We start from the raw sequence: 19,357 nt of genomic DNA on the forward strand, positions 1-19,357 counted from the left end.
ACCTACGAGGATAGGTGTGCGGCTTAGCAGATGAGAATGTTATTTGCTTTTTTAGCTATGCACTTTTCCAACAACGGAGAAGTGCTTTTTTTATTACGCACGCTACATTCTAAAAATCTATTTACAGTTTGGAGGAAGAAAATTGAAGCTGTCTTGGTGGAAACTTAGTTACTTTTTATTAGCTTTTTTAATGGTGCCAAAGCGTGCCTTCGCCATGCATATCATGGAAGGTTTTTTACCAATCGAATGGGCTATTTTTTGGTGGGTAATCTCCATCCCATTTATTATTTTAGGATTGCGCTCTATTCGTAAAACAATTGAAGAAAACCCTGAAACAAAAATGATTCTGGGGCTGTCCGGTGCGTTCGCCTTTGTCCTATCAGCCTTAAAAATCCCCTCAGTTACAGGGAGTTGCTCACATCCAACAGGAGTAGGTCTCGGAACAGTCTTATTTGGACCGTTAGCGATGAGTGTCATCGGGACAATTGTTTTATTATTTCAATCTTTACTTTTAGCACATGGTGGGATTACAACATTAGGGGCTAATGCATTTTCGATGGCTATTGTAGGCCCGTTTATCGCCTACTTTGTATTGAAAGGGGCGCAAAAAATGGGGTTATCGTTTTCATTAGCTGTTTTCTTTGCGGCTATGCTTGGAGATTTAGGTACATATGTGGTGACTTCCATTCAATTAGCACTTGCCTTCCCATCTGAAGTTGGAGGCTTTATGGCTTCCTTTACAAAGTTCGCAAGTATTTTTGCCTTAACACAAATCCCATTAGCTGTGAGTGAAGGGATATTAACAGTTATTGTCATGAACTTCTTAAAAAAATATAATATTAGCGAATTAAAATCTTTACGTGTTTTCTCTACAAAGGAGGCGCACTAACATGAAACGAAATTTATTACTATTAGCAATAGTGGTGCTATTGGCCATTATTCCGCTCTTCGTCCAAAAGGGAGCAGAATTTGGTGGAGCAGACGGTGAAGCAGAAGCTGCCATTGGTGAGATCAATGCAGAATATGAGCCATGGTTTGATAGTTTGTGGGAACCACCTAGTGGTGAAATTGAAAGCTTATTATTCGTGCTACAAGCAGCTATTGGTGCTGGTTTTATCGGCTATTTTATTGGCTATATGCGTGGCAAGCATAAAGAAGGTTAAGGAATATGTTATTCATTGATAAGTATGCGTATCTCAATAAGTTAGCGTTCGTTCATCCGCTAGAAAAAATGATATTTTCATTAGGACTGCTTTTATTCACGCTTATTATGAGAGATGAGCGACTTTCACTCATTACATTTTTTGTAATGAGTGCTTTTATCATTTGGGGCGCAAAAATTCCAATAAAATACTATGCGAAGCTATTATTACTACCAGGCTTTTTCTTGTTCACAAGTCTCCTATCCATCCTACTTTCGATAGCGCCAGCAACGCATATATTACCAGCACATATTGGGGCATTTACGTATATGAACTTGACAATTTTTATTGGGAGAGCCAGTATTGCTACCGCGCAGCAGCTATTCTTTATCGTACTTGGCAGTATAAGTTGCTTATATTTTTTAATTTTAACGACATCTGTACAAGGGATTTGTTATGTGCTAAGACAATGGAGGCTCCCTCCTTTATTAGTTGAGCTAGTAGAACTCACCTATCGTTTTATTTTTATTTTTTTAGAAAGCATGCAAAAAATACATTTAGCCCAGCAAGCCCGCCTTGGCTACCATTCACCCATGCAATGGTTACGTTCAATGTCTATGCTGATTGCAGCGTTGTTTATTGAAATGTTTCAGCGCAGTCGAGAGCTTAATATTGCCATGCAGGCGCGTGGTGGTGAAACTGTTTATTGGCATCAAACAGGCACCTATAGCAAAAAAAACTGGCTAGGCATAACGGTTATTTTTATATTCCTCATCGTATACGGAGGGTACTTCTCATGACAGCATTTTATTTCAAACTTAACAACTTGTCATATGCCTATGCAGATGGAACGAAGGCTTTGACAGATATTACATTAAACATTCCAAAAGGGAAAAAAATAGCTATACTTGGTCATAACGGAGCAGGAAAATCCACTTTATTTCAACATTTTAATGGAATTTTGAAGCCAACAGCCGGAACTATTTCATTTGATGGGGACGAACTTCAATATAATAGAAAGGCATTAAAGGCTCTTCGCCAACAGGTGGGGATCGTCTTTCAAGATGCTGACAATCAGCTTTTTTCAGGAACCGTTAAGCAAGATATAGCCTATGGTCCAATGAACCTAGGATGGTCTACGGAAAAAATTGAAGAAAAAATAGCATGGGCTGTTGAACAAACTGAAGTGACAGAGCTCCTTGATAAACCCATTCACTTTTTAAGCGTAGGACAGAAAAAGCGTGTGGCCATGGCAGGTGTATTAGCGATGGAACCGACTGTCCTTTTATTAGATGAACCAACGGCGGGTCTTGATAGCTATTACGCTACACAAGTTTTTCAATACTTAGCCAAATTAGAAGACTATGAAAGAACGATTATCCTTGCGACTCACGACATTTCTCTTGCCTATGAATGGGCAGATCAAATTATTGTCATGGAGGCAGGAAAAATTATTTATAATGGTGATCCTGTCGCCTTATTTTATGAAGAAGAATTGCTAAAACGTGCACATCTTGAGCGGCCATGGGTATTCGAAATGGCCTTGGCTCTACAAAAAAAGAAATTATGGCAAGAAAACATTTCAGTTCCTCGCTCTAAGCATGACATACTGCAATTGATCGAACAGCTATTTGTTGAGGCGTAATGAGCATCATCAATAAAAAGTAACGGACAGTTCGGCCCATCACTGTTCGTTTTTTAAAGCGCAGAGAAAAATTTTCCTCATTTGCGAAACTTTTCTTACGTTTATCCGTATTAGTATAGTCGAGACATATTATAGAACATCAAGGAGAGATACAATTGAAAAGTTGGTTTAAAAAATCAGTCGCTGTCGTAGCATCCGCTGCATTAATGGTTCCAGTCGCTTCAGCTTTTGCTGAGGAGACACCACAACAAACTGCGAAGAACGTATTAGCAAGCAATTCACAACATGCAGGTAAGAATCTTAAAAATGAAGACAAATGGATGAGTAAGGATACGATTATTATCAAGCATTCTGGCCTTGATAAAAACGTACATAAAAAAATTGGCTCTAAGGTCATCCGCTCCATTCCTTCATTAGGCTATGATGTGATTCAACTTAACAAAGGTGTATCCATCGAAAAAGCCGTCTCTTACTATTTAAAGCAGCAAGGGATTACAAGTGTATCCCCTAGTTATGTCTATCATTCTTTCAACAAAGAAACTGACCCAAAGAAACAAGATATGTATCATCTAAGCCTCTTGCAAATGGATCAGGCATTAGCATTAGCTGGGGAACATGTTGTAACAGTAGCTGTCATCGATTCTGGTGTTGATTTTAAACATCCTGACCTAAAATCTCAAGTACTCACACCTTATAATGCAGCTGCTCCGGCAAATACATCTTATCCAGGTGACCATGGAACACATGTTGCTGGGATTATTGCCGCTGCCAAAGACAATGGGGTTGGTGGACATGGAATTAATCCACAAGCGAAGTTACTACCTATTGATGTCTTTAACGGAAAAGAAGGAGCAAATGATTTTATCATTGCACAAGGCATTCTGTACGCCATTGAGCAAGGTGTTGATGTCATTAATATGAGTTTAGGAGGCTATGGTGAATCCCCACTTATGCAGGATGCTGTTCAAAAAGCCATTGATAGTGGCATTACGATTGTCGCAGCGGCTGGAAATGAGTCGACTGATGAATATTCCTTCCCTGCTTCCTATGAAGGTGTGATTAGTGTAGGTTCCACGAATGATCGTAATAAATTATCAAGCTATTCCAATTATGGTCCCTCTGTCGATGTCGTGGCTCCTGGTGAAGACATCTACAGTACTGTACACGATGAGAAAAAAGGATCTTCTTTTGTCAAGTTTAGTGGTACTTCCATGGCATCTCCTGTAGTGGCAGGTATTGCCTCCCTACTTAAATCAAAATATCCGAATTTAAAGCCACATGAAATTGAAGCAATACTTGAACTGACAGCACAAGATTTAGGCGAAAAAGGTTATGATCTTACTTTTGGTCACGGTCTTGTCGATCCCGTGAAAGCCTTACAGTTCGATTTAAATAAACTCCCTAAACATTATTCAGAATCCAAAGAAGAGCGTATGAAAAATGCCAAAGTTCTTGCCAAAAATAAATTAAATACAGAACAAGGTGTTTTCGAACAGCAAGATGAAAAAAAATGGTACAAGGTTGAGTTAGAGGCAAATGAATATGCTCAGTTAACGTTAAAAGGCGCGGATAAATACGACTATGCCTTTGATTTATACTTTTACCCTAATAACGAGCAAGGTGAAGTAGAGCCTATTAAAGTTAATGATGTTCGTGTAGGAAAAAAAGAAGGTCACCTCTTTAAAGCAGATCAAAAAGGAACGCTGTTAATTGGTGTGAAAGATCATAATGGTAGTTATAGTTTAAAAGGCAAATCTACTTTTACTTTTACAGCACAAACTATGAAAGACTCAGACTTACCAATCGATGCATTAGATAAGTCTTCAATGGAGCCAATTAAAAAGTTTCCATACAGTACAGCAGGTAAAAACTACACCCTACTGTCCAAAGATCAACAAAAGGATCAAGATTATTTTACGTTTTCAGTAAAAAAACCAACAACATTGAAGTTTGATCTATCTGGTATTCCAGGTGTTACTGCATCTATGGATCTTTACTTAAAGGAGGATTTCAATCCGATACCACCTGAAGAGATGAAGCAAACTAAAAAAGAGGAAAGTGAAGAAGAGGAAGCCTACTCAATTCAAAGTTCTTACGGTTCAGCTAAAGGGGAAGCAGTTAGCATGATCATCGATGCTGTTCCAGACCAAGAATACATTTTAAGTGTATCTAATGAGAGTGATAGCGAGTTTTCAATGGAGATGTTCTTCAGTGGGGGCATTGAAAAAGAGGAAACCGTCAGTGAATCCATGATCCCATACACATTAAAAGGAGAAACTGTTACGCTCCCTCCAGATGAGGATGGTCTACCTTTAGAGGAAGCCATGTTCGAGGAAAATGCCACTGAAGATCAATTACCAATAACACCAAGTGCAACAAAAAAGCGGAATGAAATTGATGGCATTATGAGTATGCTTATGAATCCCTTTACAACAAACAATATAGAAAATGTTGATCCGATCATCAAGCAAGCTATTCGCTTTAACATCGGTGAGGATCAAAAAGCCTATTTCCAAACAGAATATGATGAGGACTACTTCTTATTTAAAACAAAGGAAGATGCCCTTTATAGTTTTAGCTTTAACAAAGGTGCGAACCAAATGCCTGCCGGTACTGTTTTTGAATATGATGAAAAAGCAAAGGAACTAATTCCCGTGTCATCCTTAACCAATGAATTAGGCTTACTTTCATTACTCCTAGGCTCAGCCGGTAATGAAAACGATGCAAAAGTAATAGCATTGAAAAAGGACAAAACATATGTAGTAGCCGTTGTGAATGCTGGTGAACGTTCTGCAGAACCTTATACGTTGAAAACAAGTAAAATAGGTGATATTCCAGCAGATTATAATCCAGAAAATCGTGAAGAAGCAAAAGCTTTAAAAATTCAACCAGGTACAACTTATAAAGATCATCTAATTTACCAAGATGATGAGGATTATTACTATTATAAGCAAGACGGTAATGATGAAATTATGAGTTTATTGATTTCCTCTGTTCCATTTACCAATGAACAATTAAATCAATTGCCAAAAGAGTTACAGAAGGACTTGAAGTTTGCAGGATCGATTATTGAAGATACAAATGGCAATAAGAAAATTGATCCGAAAGAAATGGAGACCGCCATTCCATTTGGACTGAGCGATAATATTCTTGAAATGCTTCTTGGCATGATAGGTACGACAGACGTAAATACATCCTTTAAAGCTAAAAAGGATCGAGGTTACTTTATTCAAGTTAATAGCACAGGGCTTGGCCAACTGTCCATTCAGCCCTATACATTAACGATGTTCGACCATAAACGAGCAGATGAAGATGCAGATTCTCAATTAGTGAATGGTGTACCAACCAAACCGTCTGCCCTCACGAAAAAAGACGACAAATGGGTAGCCACTCAATATTTAAATGCGGGTATTCCATTTGGTGATAAGGATTACTTTGAATTTAACAACGCCCAAAAACGAGATGTCTTCTTCTCACTTCAAACTGAAAAAGCACTAGACGGTGTGATTCGAGTAATAGATGCAAACGGAAAAACAGTGAAAACTTTAGATCTTTACGGAGCAGGAGATGCAGAGGTAGGTACAGTTGAACTGGATGCAGGTAAATACTATATTGAAGTTAGTGAATATTATGGCCAAGCAAGTACACAGCCATATACGTTAGAAATTAAATAATATCAATAAAATCCCCTAGATAACGAAATATCTAGGGGATTTTTATACATAAAAGCATCTTCATCCTAAAATAAAATGCTTATTACATAAAATATTTAACATAATTACAGTATTCATCTTGCTTCATATGAAGCTTTTCATACAGCTTACGCGCATTCACATTATCAGCTGCTGTTTGCAGTGTCACATAGCGAGCATACTGTTGCTCACAATATTGAAAAACTTTTTCCATCAATGCCTTGCCCACCCCTAGGCCTCTAGCATCTTCCGTAACATAAATATCGTTCAAAATATAGGCCCGCTGTAACGCTATGGAAGAAAACGTTGGATATAATTGTGTAAATCCAACCATCTTGCCGTCTACTTGCGCCATAAAAATGACCGACTCTTTGAGGGCCAATCGTAATTGTAAAAATGCCTTTGCGCTACTTACGTCCGATTCAATACCATAAAACTGACGATATTCATCAAATAGCTTTGTTAACTCTTCTAGTTCGTTCATTGATGCTTGAATTATTTCCATTCTTGTCTCCCCTTGTGTCTTCCCATGATTGTTTCTACCATTATAAAACTAGTTTTATTATATAGGAAAAAATGGCACAAAGAAAAGAATACTCCTCTTCATCGAGAGAAGTTCTACTTTATTTCATTTAAATATGCAGCGACATCTTTCACGATATGCTGCCAGTTTAAACCCTTCCGTGCATCAGCTTGTAGCTGAAGACAAGCATTTTCCAACAATGCTTCCTGATGAGTGACTTGCTGCAACGTCCGAGCAATACTTTCCCAATCATGTGTTTGATGAATGCGGCCAAAACGTTGTTGTTGGGTAATATCTGCAGCCCCATCCACATCGGTTGACACAATATAACAACCGTTTTTAGCCGCCTCTGCAAAAACATGTGCAAAGCATTCAACCGTGGATGTTAAGCAAAAGATTTTTGCCTTGCGATACTCCTCTTCTAGTTGTATCTTGTCAGAGATTGGCCCTACAATTGTGACTTGTGCAGGATAAGGATGACTGGCCAATATTCGTTTTATTTCCTGCTGAAACGATTCAGACATGGGTCCTACCAAACGAAGCTCCCAGTCTGTCAGCTGTGCAGCTAGAAAGGCTTTTATTGTAAAAATCGTCTGCTTCTCTGGTGCATCTAATCGGCCCACTGATAGAATTCTATTTTCTTTCTCATGAAACTGCACGGGCTCTGTGTGAAAATACTCATAAAAGCCATTTGGGATATGCTTAACATCTAATTGTGAAAACTCTCGAATGGCCGTTTGAATCGATATACATTCGGAGGTCAGAAGATCACAAAGCTGTAGCAATTCTAAAAAGTATGGATAGGTTTTTAATCGATTTAACCAAAATCGATTAACATCTAACTTCATATAGATTTTGCCATTAGGATTAAACTGCTTATACGTTTGAAGAATGGAAAGATAGGATGGGTACGGTCCTATAGCAAATACAAGATCAATGTTCTTGGCATGCTTCACTAAATAAGCATTCATATTGGCAACATAATCAATCCCTATTGGAACCTGCTCAAATTTAACAGCCGGAAAAGATTGTTGCAGAAGGGTTTCATTCATCTCTGCCGTCACTATACTAACTTCATAGCCTAAATACTCCCCTAGTAAAATAGGCACAAGACATAGATCTTTGAAAATGTGTGCATCGGAAAGTTTAGCTGATTCCACGCTACAAATAAATGCGATCCTTTTTGTCATCGAATCCCTCTTTCTTAAAAAGCGCTCTTTCCTAGTTTATGCCCACACCTGTCAAACGTGTATAACTTAGTAGAATGTCACAACCATCCCCATAGTTCTCTAGCAAAAATAAAGGCAATCCATAAAATTACTCTCTTAAAAAACTTATGATAACAAGCAATTGCCTACAATAGCCCCCTATCCACGCATATTGTAATAAAGAATCTATGAAGAACTATACTACTTAATCAGGATGGAGGGATAAAATGAAAATAAGCTTTTTATCACCTACTTACAATAGCGAAGAATGGATCCTAACAATGCTTGACAGTATTCCAAAAGAATATGCCTATGAAATTATCGTTGTAGATGACGGCTCCACAGACAAGACGTTAGCCATTTTGCAGGACTATCAAAAAAACTGCGCGGCCTTAAAAATCATCATCCATCCAACAAATCTAGGTGCAAGCGTTGCCTATAACCGATGCATCGCTGAAGCAACAGGAGATTATATTGCCATCATCGATAGTGATGACCACTATTTGCCTGCCATCCGTAATGTATTAGCACAGGTGGATGGTGAATTTGATATTTACTATTACAACATGATCATTAAGAATGGCTATGCGTTTATTAAAGATGAATCAAATCGTTATTCATTGCCAGGACAATTTAAAATCATACGAAGAAGCTTTATCGGGGATGCGAAGTTTACTATACGTAAGGATATTGCAGGAGATTGGGATTTTAATTGTGCGCTCATGGACAAAAATCCAACCAGTAAATATACCCATGAATACGCTTATTGGTACAACTATCCACGAGAAAACTCAGAATGTGATTTGCATGAAAGAGGATTGAAATAACATTATGAACGGACCTATGCAAGTGGGAGGTGTAACAAGCCATACAATGTTTAAAGATAAAACTTTACTGATTACTGGAGGAACAGGATCTTTTGGTAATGCGGTATTAAATCGATTTTTAAATACGGATATTAAGGAAATACGGATTTTTTCAAGAGATGAGAAAAAGCAAGATGATATGCGAAAGCTTTATCAGAATTCCAAAATTAAATTTTATATCGGGGATGTACGCGATTTACAAAGCCTCCACCCTGCCATGTATAACGTAGATTATGTGTTTCATGCTGCGGCACTTAAGCAAGTTCCCTCTTGTGAATTTTTCCCTTTAGAGGCTGTGAAAACAAATATTATAGGAACAGACAATGTTTTAACTGCGGCTATTCAAGCTGGCGTTAAAAAGATTATTTGTCTATCAACAGATAAGGCGGCATACCCTGTCAATGCAATGGGAATATCCAAGGCGATGATGGAGAAAACATTTATTGCTAAATCACGCATGGTAGACCCAAAGCAAACATTGATTTGTGGCACACGATACGGTAATGTAATGGCTTCAAGAGGCTCAGTCATACCACTTTTCATCGAACAAATAAAAGCTGGCATACCTTTAACCATTACCGACCCAAACATGACTCGATTTATGATGAGCCTTGAGGAAGCAGTTGAATTGGTATTGTATGCCTTCTCACATGCGCAAAATGGCGATATTATGGTGCAAAAATCACCCGCTGCTACGATCGAGAATTTAGCACAAGCTCTCCTTGAAATTTTCCAAGGGAACAATGCGATTCACATTATCGGCACACGGCATGGGGAAAAAAGGTATGAAGTATTATGTACAAAGGAAGAAGCAGCAAAAGCCATAGATTTAGGTAATTTTTATCGAATCCCAGCAGATAATCGGGATTTAAATTATGGAAAATACCTGGATGAGGGCTCTCCTAAAATTACCTTATCGGATGAATATAATTCCAATAATACACAAATGTTAAACGTGATGGCTATTAAAGAAAAATTACTAACCTTATCTCTAATTCAAGAAGAGCTTCTCCATTGGACTGGAGGAACACCATGAAATTTTTAGTGCTCGGCGCTTCTGGCATGGCCGGTCATACAATTTCTATCTATTTACAGGAGCAAGGACATGATGTAACAACGTATACGAGAACTACTTTCCCATATGGAAATAATATTACTGGTGATATTACGGACCTGAATTTTTTACGTTCACTTCTTCAAGACAATCAGTATGATATCGTCATTAATTGTATCGGTATGTTAAATAAGGCCTGTGAGGCAAATCCTGAAAAGAGTATTTTCTTAAATAGTTATTTACCCCACGCTATCGTATCTCTCCTTGAAAATCGCCAGACGAAGCTTATTCACATGAGTACAGACTGTGTATTTTCAGGTGAAAACGCACCCTATTATGAAAATAGTGTACAGGACGGAACTACCTTCTATGACCGTACAAAGGGTTTAGGAGAAATTGATCATACCAAGCATTTAACATTCCGTAATTCAATTATTGGCCCTGATTTGAAGATGGATGGAATTGGGCTTTTCAATTGGTTTATGCACCAAAAAGGCCCTATTCACGGCTATACTGGCGCTATTTGGACGGGAGTCACAACGCTCACCTTGGCGAAAGCCATGGAGAAAGCAGTCCAGGAAGGAATAACGGGACTCTATCATCTTGTCAATACATCGCCTATTTCAAAATACGATCTTCTTCAATTATTGAATAAGCACTTTATGGACCATACAATAAAGATTACTCCTCATCAGCTTATTAATGTCAATAAAACATTAATAAATACTAGAAACGATTTTTCCTTTACAGTCCCTAGCTATGAAGAAATGATGATCGACATGAAGGAATGGATTTTGCAGCATAAGAATTTATATCCTCACTATATTTCTTAAAAACTTCAACTCTATTATGAGTATCGTTATTCATAATGGAGTTTTTCTATTGAATGACTGTGCCCACTGGCAATTGCCCTTCCTTTATCCAATTATCTACAAAACGATTGAAAAACGCAGGTTGAGCTAACGATACTCCATGCCCTATGTTGTTCAAAATGATCCCTTTAGCATTGGGATGGCTTTGTACAAGCGCTTGTGCAGACTTTTTCATTACTTTTTTCTCTTGATTGCCGACAGTAATTAAAATATGCCCCTGTGCATTGTGGAAATTACGTGGGATCGAAAACGTCATATTTTCTTGTAAAACCTGAATTAATGCATCGTATGTCATCTTAGCGCTATCATGATAATAGCGGTCAAAATAGCGATCACCGATGTATAAGGTTTTCGCTTGAAGCTTTGCGAAGGCTTTATTTTTGATAAGCGGGAATGTTAGTCGGAGAAACGGCCGAATCATCCATGCTGTAGTAGGAGAAGGAATAACAAGAGCACTATTAATAATCGAAACGTGGATTAAACTAGGCTTTATGCTTAACATTTGTATGGCAATTTGAGCACCTAATGAAAAGCCAATCACAATCACCTGCTTGCCATTCGCCTTTTCCTCTAAGAGTTGCACGAGTTGTTGCGCACATTGCTCAATGGAAAATGAATGATCGGGCACAAGCTCAGGGACTACACAGTGGTAATTGGAGAAATGCTGAACTTGTTGTTCCCACATCCATCCCCCAACACCACCCCCATGAAGAAACATCATCACTGGACCGTCGATATGGCCATATTCTTTATATTGCATAATGGATACATGCACCTACTTTCATTAATGTTTAACTTATCAAAAGCTTGTTTGAGATTGATTGAATATTAGATTGTTCTGGTTTTTTGTATTTCCTGGGCAATTGTTAACGGATATCTTTCTCGTTGCGTAAATGAAAATGCCCCAAACCTGTCAAAATGCGCATCATTTACAAATGATCATCCCAAAAATCCTTACTAAAGCTCGTGTTTGCCTGATGCTTCCCTGCTGGCTTTACAATATCAGAACCTCTCAAAATGATACCTTTTCCAAATTTCTGTTCAATTTGATCTACCAATTTAATAATCGGTTCGTCTTTAATATGTTCTTCAAAATCAAAAAAAGTTAGCTGCTGAGTCATCTCTTTAATGTCACTTACATTTGAAATGGTCACACCCAACAATCGAACAGGCTCCTCATTCCAATTTTTATTAAACAGATTCCACGCCTGTTCAACTATATCCTCTTTTGAAAATATCGCGTTATTGACTGATTTACTCCGAGTATACGTTTCCCAAGAAGCTGTACGAATTATAATACTCACAGTCACTCCAGCAAGCTTTTTAGCCTTTAATCTTTCTGCTACCTTTTCAGAAAGTGTTGTCATTATTTTATATAATTCATCTCGGTCAGTCGTGTCATGTGATAATGTTGTTGAATTCCCTACACTCTTCGTATCATATATTGCTTCTGGATCAACAGGTCGATCATCCTCGCCATTGGCCTTCTGTTTCAAACGAAGTCCGTTGATGCCAAATTTCTGTTTTAAGGTGTATTCATCAGCTGCAGCTAATTCTCCAATTGTTTGTATACCCAACTCTTTCAACTTTTCTGCTGTGCTTTTACCAATCCCATGCATTTCTTTAACATTCAATGGCCACAAAACTGAAGGGACATCACGTTTACGTAATATTGTAATGCCCATTGGCTTTCTCATCTCACTGGCCATTTTTGCTAAAAATTTGTTTGGCGCAATGCCGATTGAACAAGGCAATTGTAATTCGTTCCAAATTCGATCTTGTATACCATGTACATGTTCTAATACATTTTGTCCATCGATTATAGGCAATTGTATGTAACCTTCATCTATAGAAACTGGTTGAAGTAATTCACTATATTCTTTCAGTAATCCAAAAAAAGATTTTGAAGCAGCTCTATATCGCTCAAAATTGGGAGGTAGCACAATTAACTCTGGACATTTTCTTCTTGCTTCACCGACATTCATGGTTGTATATACACCACTTTTTCTAGCTTCATAGCTACACGTAATAACAATCCCTCTACGTTCTTTTGGATTACCTGCAATGGCTATAGGTTTTCCTTTTAATGAGGGATCGTAAATTTGTTCCACTGAGGCATAAAAGCAATTAAGGTCAATATGTAAAATGATTCTTCCTTTATGCAATTTCGTTCACCTCATTTTAAATGTAATGTTAGCTATATTTTATCACAAATGATTCCTTTAACACTTAATCTACCGCCTAAGCAAAGCATGTTTTTTATAGGTTTCACAATAAAATAAAAAGGTTCTTTTGATGTAGACTCTCGGAAAATTGAGTGATATCAAAAAAACCTTCTATATTGATTACCTATTATCGAATAAAGAATCTTTATCCGAAGAGCTCCCTTATTACTGATTGGTAAATGGTGAGAAATCATCACTTGTTTGGTCATAATCTTCCATCCGCTTTTGAACCTTTATTTCATCAGAAGCTGCTATTCCTGTTATTAGTAGATTAAGTAGTGCAAAGGTTGGTGTAGTACCTTTTAGAGAAATAGGAGGAGGAGCAACCACCTTAAACAAAATGTCCGAGAGTAGCCCTAATGGGGATAATTCATCGTCTGTTATGCCTATCACTTGTGCCCCTTTTTTCTTTGCTGCTTTTACAAATGCATTCGTTTCTTTTGAATATCGAGGAAAAGAAATAGCCACCAATAATGTCTTTTCATCGATTAAGGATAATAAATAATTAACATCCTCTATTTCTCCACGGTATAAAAACGTATTTCCTACAACAACATTGAGACTAAACGATAGCCAGTTAGCAGGACCATATGATGAACGGAAGCCTATGACTATTCTTTTTTCAGAACTAATTAAAAGATCTATAGCTTTTTTATACTGGGTGTAATCTATTTGTTCTAACGTTGCACGTATATACGAAGTATCTTTCTCGATTACATGTTGAATTAAATTTGTATCTTTTAAAGACTTGGACGTAGATCGAAGCCCTTCAATTGGATCTGAAATGGGTGAAGAATCTTCTAATAAAGTAGCTTGAATTTCTTTTTGCAGTTCGCTAAATCCAGAATACCCAAGAGCATATGATAACCTAATCACCGTTGTATCGCTTGTTTCACTTGCAATACCTAGCTGCTTCGATGTTTGAAATGCAACCTCTTTTGGAAAGTCAACAATATATTTTGCAACTAATTTCTGTCTTTTTGTTAGTTCATTAAATTGTTTTCTAATTCTTTCATTATAATTATCCATACAGCCAGTCCTTCCAATGAGTTAATCTAGGTATGCTACTTATATAATACAGGTTCAGTAAATGGTTGATTACTAAAAAACCCTCCCATTTTACCATTCAGTATGCATCACTTTTATATTTTTTATCTGCCGGTGTAATTTATCCAATGAACAATTACTATAGTAGAAACATTCAATCTATTACGTAGGTAATTTGATAATTACACGAACCTTTTTTGTGAGTTTTATGTATAATTTCAGTTTCATATTATTAGCATATCCCGAACCCGGTAACCTTTTAATCCTAGATCCTAGGGTATTCACTATAAATATATTTAGTGTGAATACCCCAACATTAATTGATTTTTCAACAAGAAAATAATAACTTATTAGTTGTAACATCATCATACCATTTAGCTATGAGTTATGTTATAGTTGTATACTTTTTCATAACAGGTTATATTTATAAACTATAATAGCCTTTGGGTTTAAAGCTACACGGTTACTTTATTTAGAAAATGATTATAAGCAACTCTCGATAATTTAGATATAATACTAGCACCTTCAGCTTCAGTATTATTTCCTATAGAAAATACCGAAATGATAAAATTACCTTTACTATCAGGTAGCTGGACTATCCCTGAATCATTGACAACACTAGCAATGGTGCCAGTTTTATGAGCAACAACTGTATTTTGAGGTAATAAATAAGGTATTCTACTTCGAAACTGTTGCTTGGCAAGGATTTCAAACATATCATGACAAGCTTTTTCAGAGATTAATTGCTTATTTGCCATTTTTTCTAATAAAAGTGCCATATCAGCTGCGGTTGTTACATTGTTTGCATGACTTTCTTTAAATACAATTGAATGATGATCAATTTCACCATTTTTAAATCGACGATTAATGTCATTATAAGTGTCAATTGAAAATTTTTGGGGCGGTAATCCAACACATGAGCAAAGTAGCTCCCAGCAGCTGAGATTAATGTAAGTATTGCTTAGTCCAATTTCTTTCATATATTGATTTACATTTTCTTTTCCTAAAATGTTCAATAATTTATCTGTTCCCACATTATCACTAACAATTATCATCATAGTGGCTAAATTTTTTATCGTAACGTCGATTCCAGGAATTAACTCCTTAAATATACCTGATCCATTGACTAAGTCCTCTTCTTCCAACCTAATACGTTCTTTTAGTTCGACCTTCCCCATTTGAACATCACGATATAAAGTGACCAAAATCGGAATCTTAAAAACACTTGCAGTTTGAAATAAACGATTCTCATTTATTGCAGCAGTCTCTCCAGATTCCAGATGTTTCACATAAACCCCGAATGTCCCAGTAGCTTCTTGTATAATTTTTTCCAAACTCTCCTGTAATCCCATCATCAACATCCTCTCAAATTTCTATATAAGGAGTTCAATATGAAAATCTTGGAACTCACTAGTTAAGTGGTATATTTACCGAAACTTTAGGGAATTGTCTAAAATGATATGATATTCCGTATGCTTCACTATTATCATCTACTAGTATCTCAGCTATTTCTGTAAAGTCATTAAAATATGCTATAAACATGTTATCGCTCACAAAAGTTATTGGTATCTCTACATTTTGTGAGAGTAGAACTGGGTTTCCTTCCTTGATTTTAATGCACACTTTCGTCCCTTCATTCGATTGATATTCTCCTTGATACTGTTTAAGTCGTTCTTCTGAAATATCATATTCTTCAAAGGTAAGGTGATTGGCGTCTACCTCTCTTTCACTCAAAGCATTAAATGCAAGTTGCATAATTCGGGCAGCAGGTACACCTGCCAAGTTAGTTAATACAACACCTGTAACCCCTTTTTCAGGTAAAATACTTAATTGAGCTGAAATTCCCTTGAGCCCTCCACCATGTTCAATAAGAGTAGTGCCAAAATAATCGGGAGTAATCATAAAACCGTACCCATAGAATCTTCCAGGTTGTAATTGAATATGGGGTTTAGTCATTTCTTTTACACTTTCTTCCGATAATATTTGCTTACCATTTACTACACCAGCATTACGGAAAATTTCTGCATACAATAACATGTCTCTAGCTGTAGATTTCAAAAAGCCTGCTGCTCGCATTGAAGTAGAATCCCACCAAATTGGTGCAGCAAAAACGTGTTTTGTTCCATCGCTTTTGTCCTCTGTATAGCAAGTGGTGATATTTTCATAATCACCGTACTCCTCAATTGTGAAATAGCTGTTTTCCATACCACAAGGAGTGAGGATATGATCATATATATACTGTTCATAACTTATTCCACTGATGCGTTCGATGATTGTTCCTAACAAGGCATATGATTCATTGGAATAACTAAAATGTGTACCAGGTGCCCCCAATAATTCAATATCTTGTTCATCAATAAACTGCATAAGTTGCTCATAAGTGTCAATTGGTCCGTGCTCTTCAACATTAATATTTAAACCCGGATAATTTTTTACAGTTGGGTCAAGATCTAGTGACCTTTTCATTGCGTAAAATAACGAAGACATTGGAGGCAATCCTGCTGTGTGAGTCATAAAGTGATGAATAGTGATATCTTTGATAGCCTCTTTATTTTTAACATTGAATTCAGGCAAGTATTTACTAACAGGATCATGCACATTCAATTTACCGACTTCCTGCAGTTGCATAATAGCCACACAAGTAAATGATTTTGTTATCGACCCAATACCAAAAACTGTATTTTCAGTAACAGGTAGTCCATCGTCTACATTACGGAAGCCAAATCCTTTATGGTAAAGAATCTCCCCAGCTTCAGCAATTGCAACAGAAGTACCAGGAATCTTATGTTTTTCCGTTATCTTTTGACCAGCCTCTTCAAATGCTTTTAAATTCACATCTACTTTCATTTCTTTTCCTCCTTTAGAGTAGTTGTATATAATAATGTAGATCGAATCGATGATCTAACTATTATCCTCACATTATTGATTCTCAGTCGTTATTAAGTTCGAAAAATTTTCTATAGGTAAATGTCTGTTTATAAAATCGAGCATTGAATTCAATCTAGCTATTCTTAATTCGGGTTTTCCGTATTGGAGGAGCCCATGACTTGATTGTGGGATACGAACCAATTCTACTTCTCCTCCTCGACGCTTAATATGGGAATAAAACTGTTCTGCCTGCTCTATTGGACATCGTAAATCATCTTCATTGTGTAGAAGTAGAAGTGGCGTTTTTACATTATCTACATAGGCAAGAGGAGAGAATTTCCAAAGATTCTCCAAATCTGTCTTTCCAAGAAACTCCTGATCAATAAAATATGGTGCTATATCGCTTGTGCCATACATGGAAATCCAATTCGAAATACAGCCTTCAGAAACTGCTGCAAAAAATCTATCGGTGTGAGAGATGAGCCAATTTACCATGAATCCACCATAGCTAATTCCATTAACGGCTACCCTATTTTTATCAAGATATTGATTTTTTTGTAAGGCGAAGTCCAGTCCGTTCAAAATATCATTCATATCCTTTCCACCATAATCACCATGTACAGCATTGGTAAAATCTACACCGAATCCTGAGCTTCCTCGTGGGTTCGTATAAATAACTGCATAGCCTCGCGCAGCGAATAATTGCAATTGATGAAAATATGTGAAACCATACGCAGAATGTGGTCCTCCATGAATATCTAATAGAACAGGATATTTTTTCTCAGGGTCAAAGTTAGCGGGTTTTAAAATAAACCCTTGCATATACCAGTTATCAACAGATTTATAGGAAAAAACCTCAGGTTCAACTACGATGAGTTCGGATAATAACTTGTCGTTGCAGTCATCCAGACGAACTTCACTTTCAGGGAAAATGGGTACATGTAATTGAGGAAAAGCTTCTGTTGGATACCGATAATTACATTCGGCTGTATTCGTTTCATCAATTCTAATGGCTGATATCTTCCCAGGATGATTGACTGTCGAATAGGCCATACTGATCGTCTCTTCTCCATCAAATGAAAAATGAAAAATAGCGCGGTCTCCACCAGCAATAATTACCGGATGATCGTCATTTTTAACATTCGAGAATCTAACAATTTCATTTCTTCCTTCATGGGTACTAAGCGAATAAATATACCTACTATTATTAGACCATTGTGGGCGAAGTGCATATCTGAGATTACGCATATCTGTAAAAGTCATATCAAGGAGTGTGTCTTGATATTTTTTGCTTAAACATCTTACATCCCCTCCCTCTGAAGGTATGACTAACAATTCCTTCTGTTCTGCATGGTTGCCAAAAAACGCTATCCACTTTCCATCAGGTGAGTAAGAAGGTGAGCTTGCTTCTGTATCACTGTACAGCAACTCTGCGTCTCCTCCGGAAGACGAAACACGATATACCTTTCCTCCAAAAAGAAAATTTTCATTTTCTGCGTTTGAACTGAACACGATATATTTTCCATCTGGTGACACGTCAGGCTGATGAACTTCATTTATTCCTTTTGTTATCAAAATGAATGTTCCAGTATCTATATGAATAGCAACAATTTGACGTTTGTACGGTTTATGAAACCCAGTTCCATCATTTTTGTAATATAGATGATGATAGCGTTTAGCCCCATCTCTCCATAACTTATCCTCTTGTTCCTTCTCACTATTCGCTTCATGAATTGTTGCATTTTCATGAAAGGTTTCTAGTTCCGAATGTTCAACTACTGGTACCAATCCATATATCGTTTTACCGTTAGGAGCCCATACTATTGAGCTAATTCCTTGTCGAAACTTTGTCAGACACTGAGCCTCTCCACCATCGAGAGATAACAGCCATGCCTGCATTCCGTAAGCACGGTTCGAGATAAATGCTATAGTTTTTCCATCGGGTGACCAGATAGGATTGACATTCCTGGTGCCTGAGGATGTCAGAACTCTTCGCGTTTTTCCTTCTACATCACTTAAATATAAATGTGTTTCGTAATTATTTTCTTTCACAGCTATGGTTCTTTCATATACTACCTGTTGTCCATTAGGAGAAATGACAGGATTGCTTGGCCATTCAAATTTATAAATATCTTCTGGCACTGTAGTTCTTAACATTTTTTATCACTCCTTATTAATTAGAAATAGATAATTAATTATTGCTATTTTTCAGAAA

Annotated in this window: 16 protein-coding genes; 8 read left to right on the plus strand and 8 right to left on the minus strand. The window is 37.0% G+C overall.

Going from position 1 to position 19,357, the window contains the following annotated elements; translation table 11 throughout:
* The first annotated feature begins 142 nt into the window (after positions 1 to 142).
* From MKY88_RS14735 to MKY88_RS14755, 5 genes are all read left to right on the plus strand, one after another.
* Positions 143 to 889, plus strand: coding sequence for an energy-coupling factor ABC transporter permease (locus MKY88_RS14735; protein WP_258269040.1), 747 nt, complete (start codon positions 143 to 145; stop codon positions 887 to 889).
* A 1-nt stretch (position 890) separates the two neighbouring features.
* On the plus strand, positions 891 to 1,163 hold the full coding sequence (locus MKY88_RS14740; RefSeq protein WP_008178258.1) for an energy-coupling factor ABC transporter substrate-binding protein: 273 nt from the start codon (positions 891 to 893) through the stop codon (positions 1,161 to 1,163).
* 5 nt (positions 1,164 to 1,168) lie between these two features.
* Complete coding sequence (cbiQ, locus tag MKY88_RS14745; RefSeq protein ID WP_328200424.1) at positions 1,169 to 1,942, plus strand: cobalt ECF transporter T component CbiQ; 774 nt, start codon at positions 1,169 to 1,171, stop codon at positions 1,940 to 1,942.
* Positions 1,939 to 2,787 (plus strand): energy-coupling factor ABC transporter ATP-binding protein, encoded by an 849-nt coding sequence (locus MKY88_RS14750; protein WP_340814031.1) that lies wholly within the window; start codon positions 1,939 to 1,941, stop codon positions 2,785 to 2,787. Before cbiQ ends, MKY88_RS14750 begins: the two co-directional genes overlap by 4 nt.
* 155 nt (positions 2,788 to 2,942) lie before the next feature.
* Positions 2,943 to 6,461, plus strand: coding sequence for a S8 family serine peptidase (locus tag MKY88_RS14755; protein ID WP_340814032.1), 3,519 nt, complete (start codon positions 2,943 to 2,945; stop codon positions 6,459 to 6,461).
* A gap of 82 nt (positions 6,462 to 6,543) precedes the next feature.
* On the opposite strand, the gene MKY88_RS14760 is transcribed toward MKY88_RS14755, so the two are convergent.
* Positions 6,544 to 6,984: a GNAT family N-acetyltransferase gene (locus MKY88_RS14760; RefSeq protein ID WP_193832487.1), complete on the minus strand. Its 441-nt coding sequence runs from the start codon at positions 6,982 to 6,984 to the stop codon at positions 6,544 to 6,546.
* Between the two features lie 113 nt (positions 6,985 to 7,097).
* Positions 7,098 to 8,192 (minus strand): glycosyltransferase family 4 protein, encoded by a 1,095-nt coding sequence (locus MKY88_RS14765; RefSeq protein ID WP_193832488.1) that lies wholly within the window; start codon positions 8,190 to 8,192, stop codon positions 7,098 to 7,100.
* A gap of 245 nt (positions 8,193 to 8,437) precedes the next feature.
* Here MKY88_RS14765 and MKY88_RS14770 point away from each other — a divergent pair, with 245 nt between their 5' ends.
* The 3 genes from MKY88_RS14770 to MKY88_RS14780 are packed head-to-tail and all read left to right on the plus strand — an operon-like array spanning position 8,438 to position 10,963.
* On the plus strand, positions 8,438 to 9,037 hold the full coding sequence (locus MKY88_RS14770; protein WP_340814033.1) for a glycosyltransferase family 2 protein: 600 nt from the start codon (positions 8,438 to 8,440) through the stop codon (positions 9,035 to 9,037).
* A 46-nt stretch (positions 9,038 to 9,083) separates the two neighbouring features.
* Entirely contained in the window at positions 9,084 to 10,112 is a 1,029-nt protein-coding gene (locus MKY88_RS14775) for a polysaccharide biosynthesis protein (RefSeq protein WP_193833719.1), read from the plus strand.
* Positions 10,109 to 10,963, plus strand: a complete 855-nt coding sequence (locus MKY88_RS14780; protein ID WP_328200417.1) for an SDR family oxidoreductase — start codon at positions 10,109 to 10,111, stop codon at positions 10,961 to 10,963. The genes MKY88_RS14775 and MKY88_RS14780 overlap by 4 nt, the downstream gene beginning before the upstream one ends.
* 46 nt (positions 10,964 to 11,009) lie before the next feature.
* Here MKY88_RS14780 and MKY88_RS14785 read toward each other — a convergent pair whose 3' ends face one another.
* The 6 genes from MKY88_RS14785 to MKY88_RS14810 form a co-directional block, all read right to left on the minus strand.
* A complete protein-coding gene (locus tag MKY88_RS14785; RefSeq protein ID WP_193832490.1) occupies positions 11,010 to 11,762 on the minus strand; it encodes an alpha/beta fold hydrolase in 753 nt (250 codons plus the stop codon).
* A gap of 169 nt (positions 11,763 to 11,931) precedes the next feature.
* Positions 11,932 to 13,167: a DNA polymerase IV gene (locus MKY88_RS14790; RefSeq protein WP_193832491.1), complete on the minus strand. Its 1,236-nt coding sequence runs from the start codon at positions 13,165 to 13,167 to the stop codon at positions 11,932 to 11,934.
* A gap of 225 nt (positions 13,168 to 13,392) precedes the next feature.
* Positions 13,393 to 14,256, minus strand: coding sequence for a MurR/RpiR family transcriptional regulator (locus MKY88_RS14795; protein WP_340814034.1), 864 nt, complete (start codon positions 14,254 to 14,256; stop codon positions 13,393 to 13,395).
* A 473-nt stretch (positions 14,257 to 14,729) separates the two neighbouring features.
* The gene (locus tag MKY88_RS14800; protein ID WP_328200415.1) at positions 14,730 to 15,629 is read right to left on the minus strand and encodes a serine hydrolase; all 900 of its coding nucleotides are present in this window, start codon (positions 15,627 to 15,629) and stop codon (positions 14,730 to 14,732) included.
* Between the two features lie 55 nt (positions 15,630 to 15,684).
* Entirely contained in the window at positions 15,685 to 17,121 is a 1,437-nt protein-coding gene (locus tag MKY88_RS14805; protein ID WP_193832493.1) for a serine hydrolase domain-containing protein, read from the minus strand.
* A 72-nt stretch (positions 17,122 to 17,193) separates the two neighbouring features.
* The gene (locus MKY88_RS14810; RefSeq protein ID WP_328200414.1) at positions 17,194 to 19,299 is read right to left on the minus strand and encodes a S9 family peptidase; all 2,106 of its coding nucleotides are present in this window, start codon (positions 19,297 to 19,299) and stop codon (positions 17,194 to 17,196) included.
* Positions 19,300 to 19,357: the final 58 nt, after the last annotated feature.

The organism is Lysinibacillus sp. FSL R7-0073, from assembly GCF_038009065.1.
GTDB lineage: Bacteria > Bacillota > Bacilli > Bacillales_A > Planococcaceae > Lysinibacillus > Lysinibacillus fusiformis.